Origin of the sequence: Pantoea sp. FN0302, from assembly GCF_050113775.1 — a bacterium.
GTDB classification, from domain to species: Bacteria; Pseudomonadota; Gammaproteobacteria; order Enterobacterales; family Enterobacteriaceae; genus Mixta; species Mixta alhagi.
In genome coordinates this window covers 1872890-1891674 of sequence record NZ_JBNJSM010000001.1, presented here as the reverse complement: position 1 = coordinate 1891674, position 18785 = coordinate 1872890, and the positions used below count along the sequence as shown (strand labels likewise).

The window sequence follows — 18785 nt, the reverse complement described above, 5'->3', positions numbered from 1 at the left end:
GCTATTTTCGCAGTGTCTTAGTTAGAAGATGTACTGATAGTACACCGCTTGCTTTGTTGATCAACACTTGTAAGTCATGGGAAGGGAAGCATGGACAGGATTTTTTTGTAGTAATGCTTTACCCATACAAACAGGCACCATTACAGCAGATTGCAGGTGTATCTAACGCCAGCGCCTGATAAAAAGGATGGATGGCGCAGTGATGACGTCCGGTAACGATCAGGACTTTTACCCCGGCCCGTTGGGCTTCGGCAAGGGCGGCCAGCGATTCAGGAAGAATGGTTTTACGCGGCGTCAGAGCAGCGTACCGTCAAGGTCGAGGGCAATCACGCGATAGCTCATAGTTAATTCCGCCAGTCATTATTAGCAAAGCAGCGATGTTACACCCTGTGGTGCTGGTCACCAAACCATAGCGGCACAATCAATCCGCCGAGTCTGGTTAAAACACGCTACCCTTTGCCACAGGCCAACAATTACAGGTAATCAGACAAGGAGAATTCATGAAGCAAGTTGTTTATACCGCCAGTCCGGAAAGCCAACAGATTCACGTCTGGCGTATGAATGAGGATGGCGCGCTGACGCTGTTGCAAGTGGTGGATGTCGCCGGTCAGGTGCAGCCGATGGTGGTGAACCCCACCCAGCCTTTTTTATACGTAGGCGTGCGCCCGCAGTTCCGTACTATTGCATATCGTATCGCTGAGGATGGCACGCTGAGCGAAGCGGGGCAGGCCTCGCTGCCGGGCAGCCCGACGCATATCTCTACCGACCATCAGGGCCGGTTCCTGTTCTGCGGATCCTATAACGACGCCTGCGTCAGCATTAGCCCGATCGGCGCGGATGGCGTACCGCTGGAGCCGAGCCAGATTATTAACGGGCTGGAAGGGTGCCATTCCGCGAATATCGGCAGCGACAACCAGACGCTATTTGTACCAGCCCTGAAGCAGGATCGTATCTGCCTGTTTGATGTTCATGCCACCGGAAAACTCACGCCGCATCAGCAGCCGCAGGTCACTACCGTTGAGGGCGCAGGCCCGCGTCATATGGTGTTCCATCCCAGTCAGCAGTATGCCTACTGCGTCAATGAGCTTAACAGCACCGTTGACGTCTGGAAGCTGCGCAACGCCCACGGCGAAGTAGAGTGCGTACAGAGTCTGGATATGCAGCCTGCCGACTTTACCGACACGCGCTGGGCGGCGGATATTCATCTGACGCCGAATGGTCGTCATCTTTACGCCTGCGATCGTACCTCCAGCACCCTGACTATTTTCAGCGTCAGCGAAGATGGCAGCATGTTAACTCTGCAAGGGCATCAGCCGACGGAAACCCAACCGCGCGGCTTTAACATCGATCGCAGCGGCCAGTATCTGGTTGCGGCAGGGCAGAAATCGCATCATATCGAAGTCTATCGTATCGATGGCGAGCAGGGGCTGCTGACGCCGCTGGCGCGCTATGCGGTAGGGCAGGGGCCGATGTGGGTGGTGATCCACGCGCTGTAAAACTTGAGCCGCATCGCAGCGCTGCGGCAATGGTGGCAAGGCTGCACAATAACACGCAGTTCAGTCAGCAGATGGTAAAAGCAAAAGAGGAATTCAGGCGGCTGGCAGCAGGCGGAGCGCACCAGCGCCCCGCTGAATACTATTAGCTGTAATGCACGGTAATCGATGCGCTGGCGAGGCGGTGGAAATGGACATTAAAGCCCACCATCGCGCCGCTGGCGTTTTCATCCACCTCGATTTTATCCACGTCCAGCGCATGTACGGTAAAAATATAGCGGTGGCTTTCGCCCTGCGGCGGGGCCGCGCCGCCGTAGCCCGCTTTACCAAAATCGGTGCGCGTCTGGATCGCCTCTTCAGGCAGCGATGCCTGGCCGGAACCCGCGCCCTGTGGCAGTACCGTGACGTCAGCAGGAATATTCGCCACCACCCAGTGCCACCAGCCGGAACCGGTCGGCGCATCAGGATCGTAGCAGGTCACGACAAAACTTTTCGTGCCTTCCGGCACCTCATCCCAGGCAAGATGCGGTGAAATGTTATCGCCCTGATAACCCATGCCATTAAAGACATGGCGTTCCGGCATCTTTTCGCCGTCGTTGAAATTGTGACTATAAACCCTCATCGCCTCTCCATTTTATTGATGCAACAGTTTCAGTAACTCTTCGGCGGTGGCGGCAGAAGAAGCGGGATTCTGGCCGGTGATCAGATGACCATCGGTTACCGTCCAGACGCCCCAGTCCTGGGTGCGTTCAAACAGGCCGCCCTGCTTCTTCAGCTCATCCTCTACCAGGAAAGGCACAATATCTGACAGTCCGACTGCCTGCTCTTCGCTGTTGGTAAAGCCGGTGACGCGTTTACCCGCTACCAGCGGTGTACCGTCTGGTTTTTTCACATGGCGCAAAACGCCAGGCGCGTGGCAAACGGTAGCGACCGGCTTACCGTTAGCGAACAGATTTTCAATCAGCGCGATACTGTGCTTATCCTCGGCCAAATCCCATAGCGGACCGTGGCCGCCGGGATAAAATACCGCGTCGTACTTGCTGCCATCAATGGTTTCCAGACGTTGCGTATTCGCCAGCGCCTGCTGAGCAGCAATATCCTGACGAAAGCGTTGGGTATCGTGGGTCTGCGCATCTGGCTCGTCGCTTTTCGGATCGAGCGGCGGCTGCCCGCCCTGCGGCGAGGCAAGTACCACGCTGATACCGGCATCCTTGAAGATATAATAAGGCGCAGCAAACTCCTCCAGCCAGAAGCCGGTTTTTTTGCCGGTATCGCCCAGCCGATCGTGGGACGTTAAGACCATTAAAATTTTCATTACTGCTCTCCCGGTTGATCCGTTGCTACCCGAATAACCAGCTTGCCGAAGTTTTTGCCTTCCAGCATGCCGATAAAGGCTTCAGGCGCGTTTTCCAGCTCATCAACCCTATGTTCACGGAATACCAGGCGATCTTCCGCTACCCACTGGCTCATCTGACGGAAAAACTCCTCAAAACGATCGCCGTAATCCTGATTGATAATAAAGCCCTGCACCCGCAGGCGCTTACGCAGAATGGCTCCCTGGAACAGCGGTAAATGATCCTGTCCCTGCGGCAGGTCGGTGCTGTTATAGTCGGCAATCAGACCGCACAGTGGGATTCGGCCTTTGCTGTTCATCAGCGGCAATACCGCGTTGAATACTTTGCCGCCGACATTTTCAAAATAGACGTCGATGCCGTCAGGGCAGTGCTGCTTCAGCTGCTGCGCCAGATCGTCGCGGCGGTGATCGACACAGTGGTCAAAGCCCAGTTTTTCCATAGCGTAGCGGCATTTTTCTTCGCCGCCGGCGATGCCGACCACGCGACAGCCTTTCAGCTTCGCGATTTGACCCACTACCGAGCCAACGGCACCGGTTGCGGCGGCCACCACCACGGTTTCGCCCGGCTGCGGATTACCAATATCCAGCAGCCCCATATAGGCGGTAAAGCCGGTCATTCCCAACAGGCTCAGCGCCCACGAAGGGTGCTTTAATACCGGGCCCTGTAATTTAAACAGCCCGCGACCATCCGACAGCGCATAGTCCTGCCAGCCGCTCTGGCTGACCACCCAGTCGCCATGCTGATAGTCGGGATGCTGCGACTGCTCAACAATCGCCACCGTACCGCCGCCCAGCACATCTCCCACGGCAAAAGGCTCAACGTAGGAAGGCGCATCGCTCATGCGACCGCGCATATAAGGGTCGAGTGAGAGATAAACCGTCCGTAACAGCAGCTCTCCCTCGCCGGGCGTGGGAACCGGCTGCGTATCAAGACGAAAGTTGGCGGAAGTCGGCGCACCATGTGGACGCGAGACCAGAATGACGCGGCGATTATGCTCTTTCTGCTGTGACATTATTCACTCCTTGGCTAATGGGGATGCTAAAAGCGTAGTTTATCCCACGGCCCCGCGCTTAACGGCGGTCGGCATTAGCCCGGCAGAAACAGTTCGGCGTGATCCAGGGCCGCCTTAATTGCTTCAGTTAGCTGGCTCAGCTGCTGCGATGTAATCACATAGGGCGGCATCAGATAGATCAGCTTGCCAAAGGGACGGATCCATACGCCGTGCTCAACGAAAAAGCGTTGTATTGCCGCCATATTCACCGGCTGACGGCTTTCAATCACGCCGATAGCACCCAGCACGCGCGCGTCCGCTACCTGCGGATGAGCCGCCAGCGGCAGCAGCGCGGTGCGTAGCTGTTGTTCAATGGTCGCTACCTGCGTTTGCCAGTCGCCTTCCTGCAGCAGCGCCAGACTGGCATCGGCCACGGCGCAGGCCAGCGGATTGCCCATAAAGGTTGGTCCGTGCATAAAGCAGCGCGCCGCACCATTGCTGATGGTGTTCGCCACTTCGCGTGTGGTCAGCGTGGCGGAAAGCGTCATGGTGCCGCCGGTCAGCGCTTTGCCCAGACAAAGAATATCAGGTGCGATACCGGCATGGTCGCAGGCGAAAAGTTTGCCGGTACGGCCAAAGCCGGTGGCGATCTCATCGGCAATCAACAGTACCTGATAGCGATCGCACAGCGCGCGGACCTGCTGCAGATAATCAGGATGGTAAAAGCGCATCCCGCCAGCGCCCTGCACAATCGGCTCAAGGATCACGGCGGCGAGGCTGCCTGCATGCTTGGCAATCTGCGCGGCAAATTCGGCAATATCCTGCTCATCCCAGCAATCATCAAAGCCACACTGCGGCGCGGGCGCAAACAGATGCGTAGGCAGATAGCCCTGCCACAGGCTGTGCATTGAATTATCGGGATCGCAAACCGACATGGCGGAGAAAGTATCGCCATGATAGCCGCGTCGCAGGGTCAAAAAGCGTTGCCGCCGCTCACCGCGCGCCTGCCAGTATTGCAGCGCCATTTTCATTGCCACTTCCACTGCCACCGAGCCGGAATCGGCCAGAAACACGCACTCCAGCGGCGCAGGCGTCATGGCGACCAGACGGCGACAGAGCGCCACGGCGGAGGGATGCGTAATACCGCCGAACATCACATGCGACATTTGCGCCATCTGTTGCTGCAGCGCCTGATTCAGACGAGGGTGGTTATAGCCGTGGATCGCCGCCCACCACGAGGACATGCCATCCACAAGTTGGCGGCCATCGGCCAGTTGCAAATGAACGCCCTGCGCGCCCACTACCGGATAACAGGGCAGCGGTTCGCTCATGGAGGTATAAGGGTGCCAGATATGGTCGCGGTCGAAGGCGAGATCGTCAGAAGTCATGATCACTTGTAAACCAAAATAAAAAGATTTAGTTTACAAGTCTACATCAGATACCATGATAAAAACGACCCTTTCTGGAGTAAGCAATGTCAATGCGCTGGACGCTGGCACAGGCTCAGGCCCTGTTTAATAAGCCTTTTCTTGAACTTATGTTTGAAGCGCAGCAGGTACACCGGCAGCACTTCGACCCGCGTCAGGTACAGGTGAGTACGCTGTTATCGATTAAAACCGGTGCCTGCCCGGAAGATTGCAAATACTGTCCGCAAAGCGCCCGTTATAAAACCGGGCTGGAATCGGAACGCCTGATGGAAGTGGAAGAGGTGCTGGCCTCGGCGCGTAAGGCGAAAGCGGCAGGCTCCTCCCGTTTCTGTATGGGCGCGGCATGGAAAAACCCCAACGATCGCGATATGCCTTACCTGGAAAAAATGGTGCAGGGCGTAAAGGCGATGGGGCTGGAAACCTGTATGACGCTGGGTACCCTTAACGATGAGCAGGCACAGCGGCTGGGCGCAGCGGGACTCGATTTTTACAACCATAACCTTGATACCTCGCCGGAGTTTTACGGCAATATCATCACTACCCGCACCTATCAGGAGCGACTGGATACGCTGGAAAAAGTGCGCGAGGCGGGGATCAAAGTCTGCTCCGGTGGCATCGTTGGCCTGGGGGAAGAGGTAAAGGATCGCGCCGCGCTGCTGGTACAGCTGGCGAACCTGCCGACGCCGCCGGAAAGCGTGCCGATCAATATGCTGGTTAAGGTCAAAGGCACGCCGCTGGCGGATAACGAGGATGTCGATCCTTTTGATTTTATCCGTACCATCGCCGTGGCGCGCATCATGATGCCGCGTTCGCACGTGCGTCTCTCCGCCGGACGCGAGCAGATGAGTGAGCAGACCCAGGCAATGTGCTTTATGGCGGGCGCGAACTCTATTTTCTACGGTTGCAAACTGCTCACCACGCCTAACCCGGAAGAGGATAAGGATCTGCTGCTGTTCCGTAAGCTGGGCCTTAATCCTGAGCACACCCACACTCACGCCGGGGATAACGAACAGCAACAGGCGCTGGCGCAGCAGCTGGTTAACGCCGATACCCCACAGTATTACAACGCGGCCCGGTAATGAGCTGGCAACATCGGATTGCAGCAGCGCTGACCGAGCGTCAACAGCAGCAGCGCTTTCGTCAGCGCAGTCTGCTGGAACAGAGCCGCGCGGGCTGGCTGCTGCATAACGGAAAACGCTACCGCAACTTCGCCAGCAATGATTATCTCGGGCTGAGCCATGATGCGCGTCTGGTGCAGGCCTGGCAGCAGGGCGCTGAACGCTACGGCGTGGGTGCCGGGGCGTCGGGCCATGTCACCGGCTATGCGTTGCCGCACGCTCAGCTGGAAGCGGAGCTGGCTGACTGGCTTGGCTATCCCTGTGCGCTGCTGTTTAATTCCGGCTATGCCGCCAATCAGGCTGCGATCGGCGCGCTGGCAAAGGCGGGCGACCGTATCCTGGCGGATAAACTGTCACACGCCTCGCTGCTGGAAGCGGCCAGCCTTAGTCCGGCCACGCTGCGGCGTTTTGCCCATAATCAGCCAGAGAGCCTGCAACGTCTGTTAACCCCGCAAGAGGCGGGCGAAACGCTGGTGGTCACCGAAGGCGTATTCAGCATGGATGGCGACAGCGCGCCGCTGGGCGCGCTGCATCAGCTTACTCAGCAGGCAGGCGGCTGGCTGCTGGTGGATGATGCACATGGTATCGGCGTACAGGGCGAACAGGGACGCGGCAGCTGCTGGCAGCAGGGCGTCAGGCCAGAACTGCTGATCGTGACCTTTGGCAAAGCGTTTGGCATCAGCGGCGCGGCGTTGCTGTGCGATAACGACACCGCTAATTATCTGCTGCAGTTTGCCCGCCATCTGATCTACAGCACGGCAATGCCGCCAGCGCAGGCCGAAGCGCTGCGTGCGGCATTGCACGCTGTCCAGCAGGGCGACGATCTGCGTCAACAACTGGCGGCGAACATTGCCCGCTTTCGTCACGGCGCCGCGCAACTCTCCTTGATGCTGCTGCCTTCCTCCACCGCTATCCAGCCGCTGCTGGTGGGTGAGGATAGCCAGGCGATGACGCTCGCCAGCCGTCTGCGTCAGCGCGGCTGCTGGGTTACAGCGATTCGCCCCCCCACGGTGCCGCCGGGCACGGCACGCCTGCGTCTTACCTTAACCGCAAGTCACACGGCGGACGATATCGATCGGCTACTGGAGGCGCTGTATGACGCACAAAGTGAATAAGCAGGCGGTGGCGCAGGCATTTGGCCGCGCGGCAGGCGGTTACGACCGCTTTGCCGAACTGCAGCGCTACAGCGGAGAACGCCTTATGGCGTTGCAGCCTGCGTTATCCGGCGGAACCGTGCTGGATGCGGGTTGCGGCACCGGCTGGTTCAGCCGACGCTGGCGCGAGCAGGGTCATCAGGTCGTTGCCCTCGATCTTTCGCCAGGCATGCTGGCACAGGCGCGGCGCGATGAGACCGCGCATCACTATCTGCTGGGTGATATTGAGGCGCTGCCGCTGCATGCGCGTTGCGTGGATATCTGCTGGAGTAATCTGGCGATGCAGTGGTGCGACGATCTGGCGCAGGGGCTGCGCGAGCTGTGTCGGGTAACGCGCCCTGGCGGACGGGTGCTGTTTTCTACTCTGGCGGAGGATTCGCTGTATGAGATGCGCAGCGCCTGGCAGGCACTGGATGACTATCAACATGTGAATACCTTTCTTTCCGTGGCGGCGATCCAGCGTGCTGGCGACGACCTGGGGCTGCGGCTGAGCAGCGAAACGGTTGAGCAGCGCTTTCCCGATGTGCGCAGCGCGCTGCAATCGCTAAAAGGCATCGGTGCCACTCATATTCATCAGGGGCGTGCCAGCGGGCTATTAACGCGCCAGCGCCTGCAGCAGCTGGCACAGCACTGGCCGCAGGATGAACGCGGCTATCGCCTCTCTTATCAACTGGTAACCGGAGTAATTGATTGTGAGTAACTGCTGGTTCCTGACCGGAACCGATACCGAAGTAGGCAAAACCGTTGCCAGCAGCGCGCTGCTGCAGGCCGCTAACCGCGCGGGCTTTCTTACCGCAGGCTATAAGCCGGTGGCCTCCGGCAGTGAAATGACGCCGGAGGGCATCCGCAACGGCGATGCGCTGGCGCTGCAGCGTAACAGCAGCGTGCCGCTGAGCTATGAAGAGGTGAATCCGCTGGTGTTTATGGAGCCGACATCGCCGCATATTGTCAGCGCCGATACCGGTCAGCCGATTGAATTTGCGCGGCTTTCCGCCGGGCTGCAGACGCTACGGGAAAAAGCTGAATGGGTGCTGGTCGAGGGCGCGGGCGGCTGGTATACGCCGTTGTCGGAGCAGCAGACATATGCTGACTGGGTGCGCGAGGAGCAGCTGCCGGTGATCCTGGTGGTGGGCATTAAACTGGGCTGTATCAACCATGCGATGCTCAGCGCTGAAGCGATCCTCAATGCAGGGCTGCCGCTGGCGGGCTGGATCGCCAACGATATTCAACCGCCGGGCCGACGTCATCAGGAATATATGGCGACCCTGCAACAGCGCCTGCCTGCGCCGATGCTGGGCGAAATCCCCTGGCTGGAACAGGTTGATAACGCCGCGCTGGGCGACTATGTTCGTCTGCCCGTCTGACGCGCGTTTAGCTCACCGCCAGCCATTTATCCACTACCTTTTCATCCAGTTCCGCAACGTGGCCCTGCGCCACGTTGCGTCCACGATGCAGCAGCAAAAAATAGTCCGCTACGCGACGAATAACCGAAACCCGCTGTTCCAGCAGCAGGATCGTCAGGCCGAACTCATGATTCAGTCGATGCAGCAAATTACCGGTTTCCTCCTCCAGCCACGGCGACATGCCTTCGGTTGGTTCATCTAAAATCAGCAGTTGCGGCTGCAGTGCCAGCGCGCGGGCCAGCGCCAGATTCTGCTGCTGCTCCAGGGTCAGATCGCCGCTGCGCTGATGGCGCAGCTGCCACAGCGTGGGAAACAGTTCATAAACCAGCGGCGGAATGGCACTGTGGCGATCCTGCTGACCAGCCAGCAAGGCGATCAGCAGATTCTCCTCCACGCTGAGCTGGGAAAAAATCTGCCGTCCCTGCGGCACATAGCCGATCCCCAGCCGCGCGCGCGTTGCCGCTGGCTGCATCAGTAAATTTTCCGGCGGCGATCCAGCCTGCTGCCATATCATGCTGCCGCTGTTAATCGGCAGGTGGCCCATAATACAGTTTACCAGGGTGGTTTTTCCCATGCCGGGCTGCGCGATGATGCCGGTACAGGTGCCGGGCGGCAGGTCCAGATCCACATCCCACAGGATATGGTTTTTACCGTAAAACTGATTCACCGAACGTAAACGCAGCATCTGATATTCTCCTTCCGTACAGTTCAAATCATTCCGCCGCCTGCCTCAGGTCAGGCAGGTAACAGATGTCGGCGAGGTGATATCACCGCCTTATCCCCTGGAGGCTCAAGGGCCAATCCAGATGGGAGGTTCATGCTTTCTTGCAATCCACAGGCCAAATCATCGAAAACGGGCAGAAGACGGGCTGTTATGGCATGCACAGCAGACGTTGAATGGTCAGAAATACTTAATAATTTAATCGTGTAATAAATGGGCTGCACGCTGACGGTGCCAATGAGACCACGCTTATGGTGCAGAAGAACCACCATAAGGCAGAAAAATTTATTAATAACGGCTTGACGTTTAGGGTAGAAAAATCGCGGTAACGCCGAATAGCAGGCGTTAAACCAGAAAATTCAGGGGCAGGTCAGGCTGAAAAACGCGAAAAAAAAATATTTCATCCGTGTTACAGCCTGGGGCGTAATTTTATCCATCCCCGATGTTGCGGGGCCTGTAAACAGTTATCCACTATTCCTGTGGATAACCATGTGCATTACCGAGTGAAAACAACGTGCAAGCCAGAGCGGGCGCGGCTTTTTCCTGAACTGGCGCGAAACTGGGCTTTATTTATATTTTATTAAATTTCAACATGTTAGTTAAAATCAAGCCTGCTATTGCGTACGCTTTTTTCCGCTATGGCTTTTGCGCTGCGCCTATTGACAAATGTTAAATGCTGCCCGCTGTTGGGGATAACCTTGCGTCTCTTAATATTATCCCCATGTAATGATAAGTCTTTAAATTGTCGCTTTGCCTTTTTCATGGGTATCGGGCAAAATAACTGATTATTTATCCAGTGTCACGCGCTGGAAAAATCATCGAAGCGGAGTAAAATTATCCTCCTGTCCGTGCAATTCTTCAGCAGAGATCATTCCTAATGAGTAAAGCCTTTAAACTTAACTCCGCCTTTCAGCCCTCCGGCGACCAGCCAGAGGCGATACGTCGTCTGAAAGAGGGGCTTGAGGACGGTCTGGCACACCAGACGCTGCTGGGGGTGACCGGCTCCGGGAAAACCTTCACCGTTGCCAACGTGATTGCCGATCTTAACCGGCCAACGATGGTGTTAGCGCCCAACAAAACGCTGGCGGCGCAGCTGTATGGCGAGATGAAAGAATTCTTTCCCGATAATGCCGTCGAGTATTTTGTTTCCTACTACGACTACTATCAGCCTGAAGCCTACGTGCCCAGCTCCGACACCTTTATTGAAAAAGACGCCTCGGTGAACGAACATATCGAGCAGATGCGTCTTTCCGCCACCAAAGCGCTGCTGGAGCGGCGCGATGTGATCGTGGTGGCATCGGTTTCGGCTATTTATGGCCTTGGCGATCCCGATCTGTATCTGAAAATGATGCTGCACCTGTCGCGCGGTATGCTTATCGACCAGCGCAGTATTTTGCGTCGCCTGGCTGAGCTGCAGTACAGCCGTAACGATCAGGCGTTTCAGCGTGGTACTTTCCGCGTACGCGGCGAAGTGATCGATATTTTCCCGGCGGAATCGGACGATCTGGCGCTGCGCGTGGAGCTGTTCGATGAAGAGGTAGAGCGGCTGTCGCTGTTCGATCCGCTGACCGGACAGATAGATTCCGTGGTGCCGCGCTTTACCATCTATCCGAAAACGCACTACGTTACGCCGCGCGAACGTATTTTGCAGGCGATGGAAGAGATCAAACTTGAACTGGCCGACCGGCGTAAAACGCTGCTGGCGAACAACAAGCTGCTGGAAGAGCAGCGCCTGACGCAGCGTACTCAGTTCGATCTGGAGATGATGAATGAGCTGGGCTACTGCTCCGGCATCGAAAACTATTCACGTTATCTCTCCGGGCGCGGGCCGGGCGAGCCGCCGCCGACGCTGTTTGACTATTTGCCTGCGGATGGGCTGCTGGTGGTGGATGAGTCCCACGTTACTATTCCGCAAATCGGCGGCATGTACCGTGGCGACCGGGCGCGCAAAGAGACGCTGGTGGAGTATGGTTTCCGTCTGCCGTCGGCGTTGGATAACCGCCCGATGAAGTTTGAAGAGTTTGAGGCGCTGGCGCCGCAGACCATCTATGTTTCGGCGACGCCGGGCAACTACGAGCTGGAAAAATCCGCTGGCGAAGTGATCGATCAGGTGGTGCGTCCTACCGGTCTGCTCGACCCGATTATTGAAGTGCGCCCGGTCGCCACTCAGGTGGACGATCTGCTGTCGGAAATCCGCAAACGCGTTGAGATCAACGAGCGCGTGCTGGTGACCACGCTGACCAAGCGCATGGCGGAGGATTTGACCGAATATCTGGAAGAGCACGGCGAGAAGGTGCGCTATCTGCACTCAGATATTGATACCGTTGAGCGTATGGAAATTATCCGCGATCTGCGTCTGGGCGTATTCAACGTGCTGGTGGGCATCAACCTGTTGCGTGAAGGGCTGGATATGCCGGAAGTGTCGCTGGTGGCGATTCTGGATGCCGATAAAGAGGGCTTCCTGCGTTCTGAACGCTCGCTGATTCAGACCATCGGACGTGCGGCACGTAACGTTAACGGCAAGGCGATCCTTTACGGCGATCGGATTACGCCTTCGATGGCGAAAGCGATCGGCGAAACCGAGCGTCGCCGCGAGAAACAGATCGAGTACAACACTGAGCACGGTATTGTGCCGCAGGGCCTGAACAAGAAAATTACCGATATTCTTGAACTGGGCAAAAGCGCGACCAAAGGGAAAACACGCGGCAAGAGCAGCAATCGTGGCGCTGCTGAGACCGAAGCCAGTTATCTGGCGCTTACGCCGCAGGCACTGCAGAAAAAGATCCACCAGCTGGAAACGCAGATGCAGCAGCATGCGCAAAACCTGGAGTTCGAAGAAGCCGCCAACGTGCGCGATCAGTTACATCAGCTACGCGAGCTGTTTATCGCTGCTTCGTAAATAATGCGTCCTGAAAAAGCCGCCGCCTGAACCGCTGCGGCTTTTTTTATGGCCGTGTCAGAAGCCACCGCCCGGAGACGGCTTCGCTGCGGGCGGCGCGCCTTAGCCGAGCGCCTGAAGCGCCTGCTCCAGCGCCAGACGCAGCAGCTGGCGATCGTGACGGTAGGGGATATCCGCCGCTTCCAGTGGCTGTTGCACAATCAGCCGATCCTGAACGCCCTGTACATCCACTCGTGGGCCGACCACCACCGCGTCAATCACCTTTTTACCAATATACTTTTCCATGATCGCCAGCTTATCTTCCAGCCTGAGGCTGGCTGCGGCGGGGCTAAGTTCCCGGCCCAGATTAGCAATAAAAATCAGCGGAGCGGGCGTGCGGCGCAGCGCCTGCGCCATTTCATCCATCAGCAACAGCGGCATCAGGCTGGTAAAAAAGCTGCCGGGTCCGATCAAAATCAGATCGGCTTCGGCAATCGCCTCTATCGCCTCGCGCGTTGGCGCCACGTTGGGATGCAGCATTAAATCCTGCGGTACCCGCGCCAGCGTATCGATTGCCGTTTCGCCGTAAACCATATGACCTTCGCAGTCGGTTGCCATTAAATCCACCGGCTGCTCCGACATAGGGATCAGCATGGCATCCACCTTCAGCATATCGCGTATCAGATTAATCGCCTCCAGCGGGCGTACGCTGAGATGATCGAGCGCTTTCAGCATCAGGTTGCCAAGGTTATGTCCCGACAGCTCGCCATTGCCGGTAAAGCGGTACTCAAACATTGCCGACGCCACGCCCGGCTCGGTAATCAGCTGGTTCAGGCAGTTACGCGTATCGCCCCAGGCTATGCCGCCCTCCGATTGTCGGATACGACCGGTAGAGCCACCGTTATCGGTGGTGGTTACGATGCCGGTCAGACGTGAGCCCAGCGAAGCAAGGGCCGACATCACGCGCCCCAGTCCATGTCCGCCGCCCAGGGCCACCACCCGATCCAGATCCGTAAGGGTACGATTACGCATAATTCTCCTGACAATAAGTGACGGTAATCTTAACCGTCGAATTGCCACAGGATAATCGTTTCTCTGGGCGTTTAATACTCTCTGGCCGTAGCAGTACGGCTGTGATTTGCCAAACAACGCGCAAAAATGCGCTATCACAATCATCGTTCGGGCTTCGCTTGTGACTAATTAAAATCATCATGCAGCAAACTGTCGCTATCATGCAGATAAATGCACCGAAGTAGCGATATGCATCTAATTATATAGCGAAATTCACCGTGGCATACCCGGACAAATGGCGTTACTATTTGCAGATTCCTGTTTAACAGGCAAAACCACACTCAAGCCTTTGCGCCTACGTCGACAGATAGGGGGCACTGGCCGCAGCCGCGAGCTGCCAGGGTGCAGAAAGAAATGACTGCATCTCCCATTTGGAAAGGTGTTCTGGTGACCCAATTTATTGATTCCTATGCCCGCAAGTTCTATTACTTGCGTTTGTCGATCACGGATGTGTGCAACTTTCGCTGCACCTACTGCCTGCCCGATGGCTATAAGCCGCAGGGCGCGACAAACAAAAGTTTCCTTTCGCTTGATGAGATCCGGCGCGTTACGCGCGCATTTGCCGATGCCGGTACGGAAAAGGTCCGTCTGACCGGCGGCGAACCGAGCCTGCGCCGCGACTTTGTCGACATCATCGCTGCCGTGCGTGAAAACCGGGGGATCCGTCAGCTGGCGGTCACGACCAACGGCTACCGTATGGCGCGCGATGTCGCACGCTGGCGCGATGCAGGCCTGACCTCCATTAACGTTAGCGTCGATAGTCTTGATGCGCGTCAATTCCACGCCATTACCGGTCAGGATAAATTTCACCAGGTCATGCGCGGTATTGACGCAGCCCTGGAGGCCGGTTTCAGCAAAGTGAAAGTCAATAGCGTGCTGATGCGCGATGTTAACCATCACAGCCTGCAAACCTTCCTCGACTGGATTCGCCACCGCCCCATTCAGCTACGCTTTATTGAGCTGATGGAAACCGGGGAGGGCAGCGATCTGTTTCGACGTCACCATATTTCCGGCGAAGTGATCCGCGATCAGCTGATTATGCAGGGCTGGCAGCGCCAGATTCGGGCGCGCAGCGACGGTCCGGCGCAGGTGTTTAGCCATCCTGACTATCAGGGCGAAATCGGCCTGATCATGCCTTATGAACGCGATTTTTGCGCCAGCTGCAATCGCCTGCGGGTATCGGCCACCGGCAATCTGCATCTCTGTTTGTTTGGTGATGGCGGCGTGCCGCTACGCGATCTTCTGGTTTCTGATGCGCAGCAGCCTGAGCTACAGGCGCGCATCGCCGAAAGCCTGGGGCATAAAAAGCAGACGCACTTCCTGCATCAGGGCAACACCGGCATTACGCAGAATCTTTCATTTATCGGCGGTTAAACGCGGAGTAAAGCATGGGCAAAGCCACAATGGAGTTTCAGGCGCTACAGGTTGCGGTACTGACCGTTTCCGATCGCCGCGACGCCTCAGATGATACCTCAGGCGACTATTTACGCGAGGCGGTGACCGAAGCGGGTCATCAGGTGCTCGATCACGCGATTGTTGCAGACAATCTCTACCGCATCCGTGCGGTGGTCTCCAGCTGGATTGCCAGCGATGATATTCAGGTGATCCTGATCAACGGCGGCACCGGCTTTAACAGCAAAAACAGTACGCCGGAAGCGCTGCTGCCGCTGTTTGACCGGGAAATTGAAGGCTTCGGCGAAGTGTTTCGCATGCTGTCATGGGAGGAGATTGGCTCTTCAACTCTGCAGTCACGTGCGGTGGCCGGTCTGGCTAACCAGACGCTGATTTTCGCGATGCCAGGCTCGACCTCTGCCTGCCAGACCGCCTGGGAACGTATTATCTGTGAGCAGCTCGACGCCCGCACGCGCCCCTGCCAGTTTGTATCACATCTGAAAAAATCATAACTATGTCGCAATTAACCCACATTAATGCCGCAGGCGAAGCGCATATGGTTGACGTTTCTGCCAAAGCGGAAACGCTGCGTGAAGCGCGCGCGGAAGCCTGCGTCGTGATGGCGCCCGCCACGCTGCAAATGATCATTGAGGGACGTCATCATAAAGGCGACGTCTTTGCCACCGCCCGTATCGCCGGTATTCAGGCAGCAAAACGCACCTGGGAGCTGATCCCGCTCTGTCATCCGCTGATGCTGAGCAAAGTTGAAGTGGAACTCACCGCCGAGCCGGAAAAAAATCGGGTGCGGATTGAGTCGGTTTGTCGGCTAACCGGCAAAACTGGCGTAGAGATGGAGGCGTTAACCGCCGCGTCCGTAGCTGCGTTGACCATTTACGATATGTGTAAAGCAGTACAGAAAGATATGGTTATTGAGTCAGTGCGCCTGCTGCAGAAAAGCGGCGGCAAATCAGGGGATTTTCAGGCGGTGGATAATGATTAACGTGCTGTTTTTCGCGCAGGTACGCGAACTGGTGGCGACCTCTTCTTTATCGCTGCCGGCGGAATATGCCACGGTAGAAGAGCTACGCGCGGCGCTGGCCGCCCGTGGCGATCGTTGGGATCTGGCGCTGAGCGCGGGCAAACTGCTGGCCTCGGTAAACCAGACGCTGGTATCGCTACAGCATCCGTTACAGGATGGCGACGAGGTCGCTTTCTTTCCGCCGGTCACCGGAGGTTAATATGACGACCCGTATTCGTGTGGGGCAGGCGCCATTCAATATGGCCGAAGAGTATCAGTGGCTCTCCGCCTGCGACCAGGATGGCGCGGTGGTGACCTTTACCGGCAAAGTGCGCAATCACAATCTGGGGGAGCACGTTTCCGCTCTGACGCTGGAGCATTATCCCGGCATGACGGAAAAAGCGCTGGCAGAGATTGTGGAACAGGCGCGCGCGCGCTGGCCGCTGGAACGGGTGAGCGTGATCCATCGCATCGGCGAGCTGTTTCCCGGCGATGAGATTGTTTTTGTCGGCGTTAGCGCGGCGCATCGCGGTGCGGCCTTCGCTTCCGCCGAATTTATCATGGACTATCTGAAAACCCGCGCGCCGTTCTGGAAACGGGAAGCGACGCCCGAAGGCGATCGCTGGGTTGAGGCGCGCCACAGCGACCAGCAGGCGGCCGGACGCTGGGATCAGTGAGGGGTTTTGTGGCGCTTCGTCTGTTCTGAGGTGCCAAATTCCGTACTGCCGTGGGCATGCTCACCGCCGCCCTTGACGCGCTGGAGCTGGATCACCTCACCATCCTGCCAGGCGTTAGCGCCTTTGACTACCGGATGCGCGATGATATCAGCACGCTGCTGGCGCATCTTACGTGTATCAATTCCCATTCGTTCGTCGCGATCTTTCAGCAGGCGCTGATCGAGCTGACCGTCGGCGGTGAAGCCCATCATCAGCGCTGGAATACCAAACGGCAGCGTTTTATCGCGGTCGGTATGCCAGGTGTGCCAGGTTTTACCATAGGTGTTAACCAGTTTGGTCATCAGCGCTTTATCTGCCGTGTCCGGCAGTCCCGGTGCCACCAGCGTGCCCGATTTCACCTCATAGCTGTGGCTGTGCCAGAGCTTTTTCTCTTCCGGCGGCAGCGTTTTGTACAGCCGCTCGCTGATAATATATTCCACGCCCATTAAACGGGCATCGCGTGTGTTGCCGTCATAAATCAGCGCCTGCATTACATCATCATTCAGGATAGTGACGTAGTGGTGCGCTTCCATCTGACCATCTTTGTCGCCGTTGTAAAAATGAAAGCCGTCGAGATAGGCGTTAATGGCGTCAATCGGCGGGCGTGACTGCATTGCGGCGGCGCCGGTATCCAGCAGCTTCATTTTTGTTGAAGTCGGCGCGCCGGGAGTGTTCACCTGCGCCGGGGTATTATTGCCGCCGCAGCCAGCCAGCATCAGCGCTGCGACCACCGGTAACCATGAGGTTTTCATTGATAACTCCTGTAATAACAATTAACAAAACTTAACGTTAGCGTAAAACTGAGAAATGGGAAGGCGAGGGGGCTATGAATGAAAGCGGTGCTGGCATTTCGCTGCGGCAGTGGTTAAGGTGCGCTTATTTTCAAAAACGATAAGGACAGGTATGTCATCTCAGTTACTTCGCCTTATGCCGCTGGTTGCGCTGCTGGCGCTGGCGGGCTGTACCAGCAAACAGAAAGAGACGCCGCAGCAAACGCCGCAGCAGATGCAGGCGCGCATTACCGCGTTAATGCCGGGGCATGTGCGGCAAAAAGCGGACTGGTCCAGTGATATGGCCACTGCTTTTCGTACCCAGCAGATCGAGGCCAGCGACAGCAATATTTGCGCCGTGATTGCCGTAGCCGATCAGGAAACCAATTTTAACGCCGATTCACCGGTGCCCGGCCTGCCAAAAATTGCCTGGGGCGAGATCAACAAACGGGCGGCACGGCTGCATATTCCCGCCTTTCTGGTCCGTACCGCGCTGCTGATTAAATCGCCCAACGGGCGTAGCTATGCCGATCGGCTGGACAGCGTGCGTACAGAAAAAGAGCTGAGCGCCATTTTTGATGACTTTATTAATATGGTACCGATGGGGCAGACGCTGTTTGGCAACCTGAACCCAATTCATACCGGCGGCCCGATGCAGGTAAGTATCGCCTTTGCTGAGGCGAATGCGCGAGGCTATCCGTGGCCGGTGGAAACCTCCATCCGGCAGGAAGTCTTTACTGGTCATGGCGGCATCTGGTTTGGCGTTAAACACCTGCTGGGCTATCCAGCTAATTACAGCACGCCGCTGTACCGTTTCGCCGACTTTAACGCAGGCTGGTACGCCAGCCGCAATGCAGCATTTCAGGCAGCGGTGGCGCGCACTACCGGCATGAAGCTGGCGCTGGACGGCGATCTGATTATCTATGGCTCCGATAAGGCGGGTGCAACAGAACTGGCGGTACGCACGCTGGCGGGGCAAATCGATATGAGCCCTCGGGCGATCCGTCGCGATTTAGAAAAGGGCGATAAGCTGGAGTTTGAAAAAAGCGAACTGTGGAAGCAGGTCTTCGCGCTGGCCGATAAACAGGCCGGGCGCCGAATGCCGCGTGAAATGCTGCCCGGCATCCGTCTGGAAAGCCCGAAAATCACCCGCAACCTCACTACCGCCTGGTTTGCCCAGCGGGTCAACAGCCGCTATCAGCAATGCATGGCGCGGCGTTAAAAAAATGCCCGTGACGTTAATCCATCACGGGCGGGCCGTTTTGTTATAAGGGATTA

At 57.0% G+C, this 18785-nt stretch carries 20 protein-coding genes, 1 pseudogene and 1 riboswitch; of the genes and pseudogenes, 13 read left to right on the top strand and 8 right to left on the bottom strand.

Annotation, left to right across the window (positions count from 1 at the left end):
- Positions 1-124 precede the first annotated feature (124 nt).
- A pseudogene (locus ACQE32_RS08820) lies at positions 125-342 on the bottom strand (HAD-IIB family hydrolase); the annotation flags it as partial.
- A 158-nt stretch (positions 343-500) separates the two neighbouring features.
- Here ACQE32_RS08820 and pgl point away from each other — a divergent pair.
- On the top strand, positions 501-1496 hold the full coding sequence (gene pgl / locus ACQE32_RS08815) for a 6-phosphogluconolactonase (RefSeq protein ID WP_426974138.1): 996 nt from the start codon (positions 501-503) through the stop codon (positions 1494-1496).
- Positions 1472-1642, top strand: coding sequence for a hypothetical protein (locus ACQE32_RS08810; protein WP_426974139.1), 171 nt, complete (start codon positions 1472-1474; stop codon positions 1640-1642). The genes pgl and ACQE32_RS08810 overlap by 25 nt, the downstream gene beginning before the upstream one ends.
- Here the strand turns inward: ACQE32_RS08810 and ACQE32_RS08805 are convergent.
- The 4 genes from ACQE32_RS08805 to bioA form a co-directional block, all read right to left on the bottom strand.
- Entirely contained in the window at positions 1639-2115 is a 477-nt protein-coding gene (locus ACQE32_RS08805; RefSeq protein ID WP_426974140.1) for a kinase inhibitor, read from the bottom strand. The genes ACQE32_RS08810 and ACQE32_RS08805 overlap by 4 nt on opposite strands.
- Before the next feature lie 12 nt (positions 2116-2127).
- Entirely contained in the window at positions 2128-2808 is a 681-nt protein-coding gene (locus ACQE32_RS08800; protein WP_250652157.1) for a type 1 glutamine amidotransferase domain-containing protein, read from the bottom strand.
- Entirely contained in the window at positions 2808-3860 is a 1053-nt protein-coding gene (locus tag ACQE32_RS08795; RefSeq protein WP_426981031.1) for an NADP-dependent oxidoreductase, read from the bottom strand. The genes ACQE32_RS08800 and ACQE32_RS08795 overlap by 1 nt, the downstream gene beginning before the upstream one ends.
- A gap of 74 nt (positions 3861-3934) precedes the next feature.
- Entirely contained in the window at positions 3935-5227 is a 1293-nt protein-coding gene (gene bioA, locus ACQE32_RS08790) for an adenosylmethionine--8-amino-7-oxononanoate transaminase (RefSeq protein ID WP_426981187.1), read from the bottom strand.
- Positions 5228-5313: 86 nt separating this feature from the next.
- Between bioA and bioB the strand changes: the two genes are divergently transcribed.
- From bioB to bioD, 4 genes are read left to right on the top strand one after another with little or no spacing between them, the layout of a single operon-like run.
- On the top strand, positions 5314-6345 hold the full coding sequence (bioB, locus tag ACQE32_RS08785) for a biotin synthase BioB (protein WP_427021643.1): 1032 nt from the start codon (positions 5314-5316) through the stop codon (positions 6343-6345).
- Entirely contained in the window at positions 6345-7499 is a 1155-nt protein-coding gene (gene bioF, locus ACQE32_RS08780) for an 8-amino-7-oxononanoate synthase (RefSeq protein WP_426974144.1), read from the top strand. Before bioB ends, bioF begins: the two co-directional genes overlap by 1 nt.
- A complete protein-coding gene (gene bioC, locus ACQE32_RS08775) occupies positions 7480-8238 on the top strand; it encodes a malonyl-ACP O-methyltransferase BioC (RefSeq protein ID WP_426974145.1) in 759 nt (252 codons plus the stop codon). The genes bioF and bioC overlap by 20 nt, the downstream gene beginning before the upstream one ends.
- Positions 8231-8902 (top strand): dethiobiotin synthase, encoded by a 672-nt coding sequence (bioD, locus tag ACQE32_RS08770; protein ID WP_426974146.1) that lies wholly within the window; start codon positions 8231-8233, stop codon positions 8900-8902. The genes bioC and bioD overlap by 8 nt, the downstream gene beginning before the upstream one ends.
- A 7-nt stretch (positions 8903-8909) precedes the next feature.
- Here the strand turns inward: bioD and ACQE32_RS08765 are convergent, their stop codons facing one another.
- Positions 8910-9626: an ATP-binding cassette domain-containing protein gene (locus ACQE32_RS08765; RefSeq protein WP_426974147.1), complete on the bottom strand. Its 717-nt coding sequence runs from the start codon at positions 9624-9626 to the stop codon at positions 8910-8912.
- A gap of 913 nt (positions 9627-10539) precedes the next feature.
- On the opposite strand from ACQE32_RS08765, the gene uvrB reads away from it, so the two are divergent.
- Complete coding sequence (gene uvrB / locus ACQE32_RS08760) at positions 10540-12561, top strand: excinuclease ABC subunit UvrB (RefSeq protein ID WP_250652165.1); 2022 nt, start codon at positions 10540-10542, stop codon at positions 12559-12561.
- A 102-nt stretch (positions 12562-12663) separates the two neighbouring features.
- Here uvrB and ACQE32_RS08755 read toward each other — a convergent pair whose 3' ends face one another.
- Positions 12664-13572 carry a gluconeogenesis factor YvcK family protein gene (locus tag ACQE32_RS08755; protein WP_426974148.1) on the bottom strand — a complete coding sequence of 303 codons (909 nt, stop codon included), beginning with the start codon at positions 13570-13572 and terminating at the stop codon, positions 12664-12666.
- 305 nt (positions 13573-13877) lie between these two features.
- A riboswitch (molybdenum cofactor riboswitch) is annotated at positions 13878-14009 on the top strand.
- On the opposite strand from ACQE32_RS08755, the gene moaA reads away from it, so the two are divergent.
- From moaA to moaE, 5 genes are all read left to right on the top strand, one after another.
- Positions 13999-14985 (top strand): GTP 3',8-cyclase MoaA, encoded by a 987-nt coding sequence (gene moaA, locus ACQE32_RS08750; RefSeq protein WP_085067538.1) that lies wholly within the window; start codon positions 13999-14001, stop codon positions 14983-14985. Its footprint overlaps the riboswitch before it by 11 nt.
- 14 nt (positions 14986-14999) lie before the next feature.
- Positions 15000-15515 carry a molybdenum cofactor biosynthesis protein B gene (gene moaB / locus ACQE32_RS08745; RefSeq protein WP_250652167.1) on the top strand — a complete coding sequence of 172 codons (516 nt, stop codon included), beginning with the start codon at positions 15000-15002 and terminating at the stop codon, positions 15513-15515.
- A 2-nt stretch (positions 15516-15517) separates the two neighbouring features.
- Positions 15518-16003, top strand: coding sequence for a cyclic pyranopterin monophosphate synthase MoaC (gene moaC / locus ACQE32_RS08740; protein ID WP_085067536.1), 486 nt, complete (start codon positions 15518-15520; stop codon positions 16001-16003).
- Positions 15996-16241: a molybdopterin synthase sulfur carrier subunit gene (gene moaD, locus ACQE32_RS08735; RefSeq protein ID WP_085067535.1), complete on the top strand. Its 246-nt coding sequence runs from the start codon at positions 15996-15998 to the stop codon at positions 16239-16241. The genes moaC and moaD overlap by 8 nt, the downstream gene beginning before the upstream one ends.
- Position 16242: 1 nt before the next feature.
- Positions 16243-16698, top strand: a complete 456-nt coding sequence (moaE, locus tag ACQE32_RS08730; protein WP_426974150.1) for a molybdopterin synthase catalytic subunit MoaE — start codon at positions 16243-16245, stop codon at positions 16696-16698.
- Here the strand turns inward: moaE and ACQE32_RS08725 are convergent.
- Positions 16692-17489 carry an OBAP family protein gene (locus tag ACQE32_RS08725; RefSeq protein WP_426974151.1) on the bottom strand — a complete coding sequence of 266 codons (798 nt, stop codon included), beginning with the start codon at positions 17487-17489 and terminating at the stop codon, positions 16692-16694. The genes moaE and ACQE32_RS08725 overlap by 7 nt on opposite strands.
- A gap of 151 nt (positions 17490-17640) precedes the next feature.
- Here ACQE32_RS08725 and ACQE32_RS08720 point away from each other — a divergent pair, with 151 nt between their 5' ends.
- The gene (locus tag ACQE32_RS08720; protein WP_426974152.1) at positions 17641-18729 is read left to right on the top strand and encodes a DUF1615 domain-containing protein; all 1089 of its coding nucleotides are present in this window, start codon (positions 17641-17643) and stop codon (positions 18727-18729) included.
- Positions 18730-18785 lie beyond the last annotated feature (56 nt).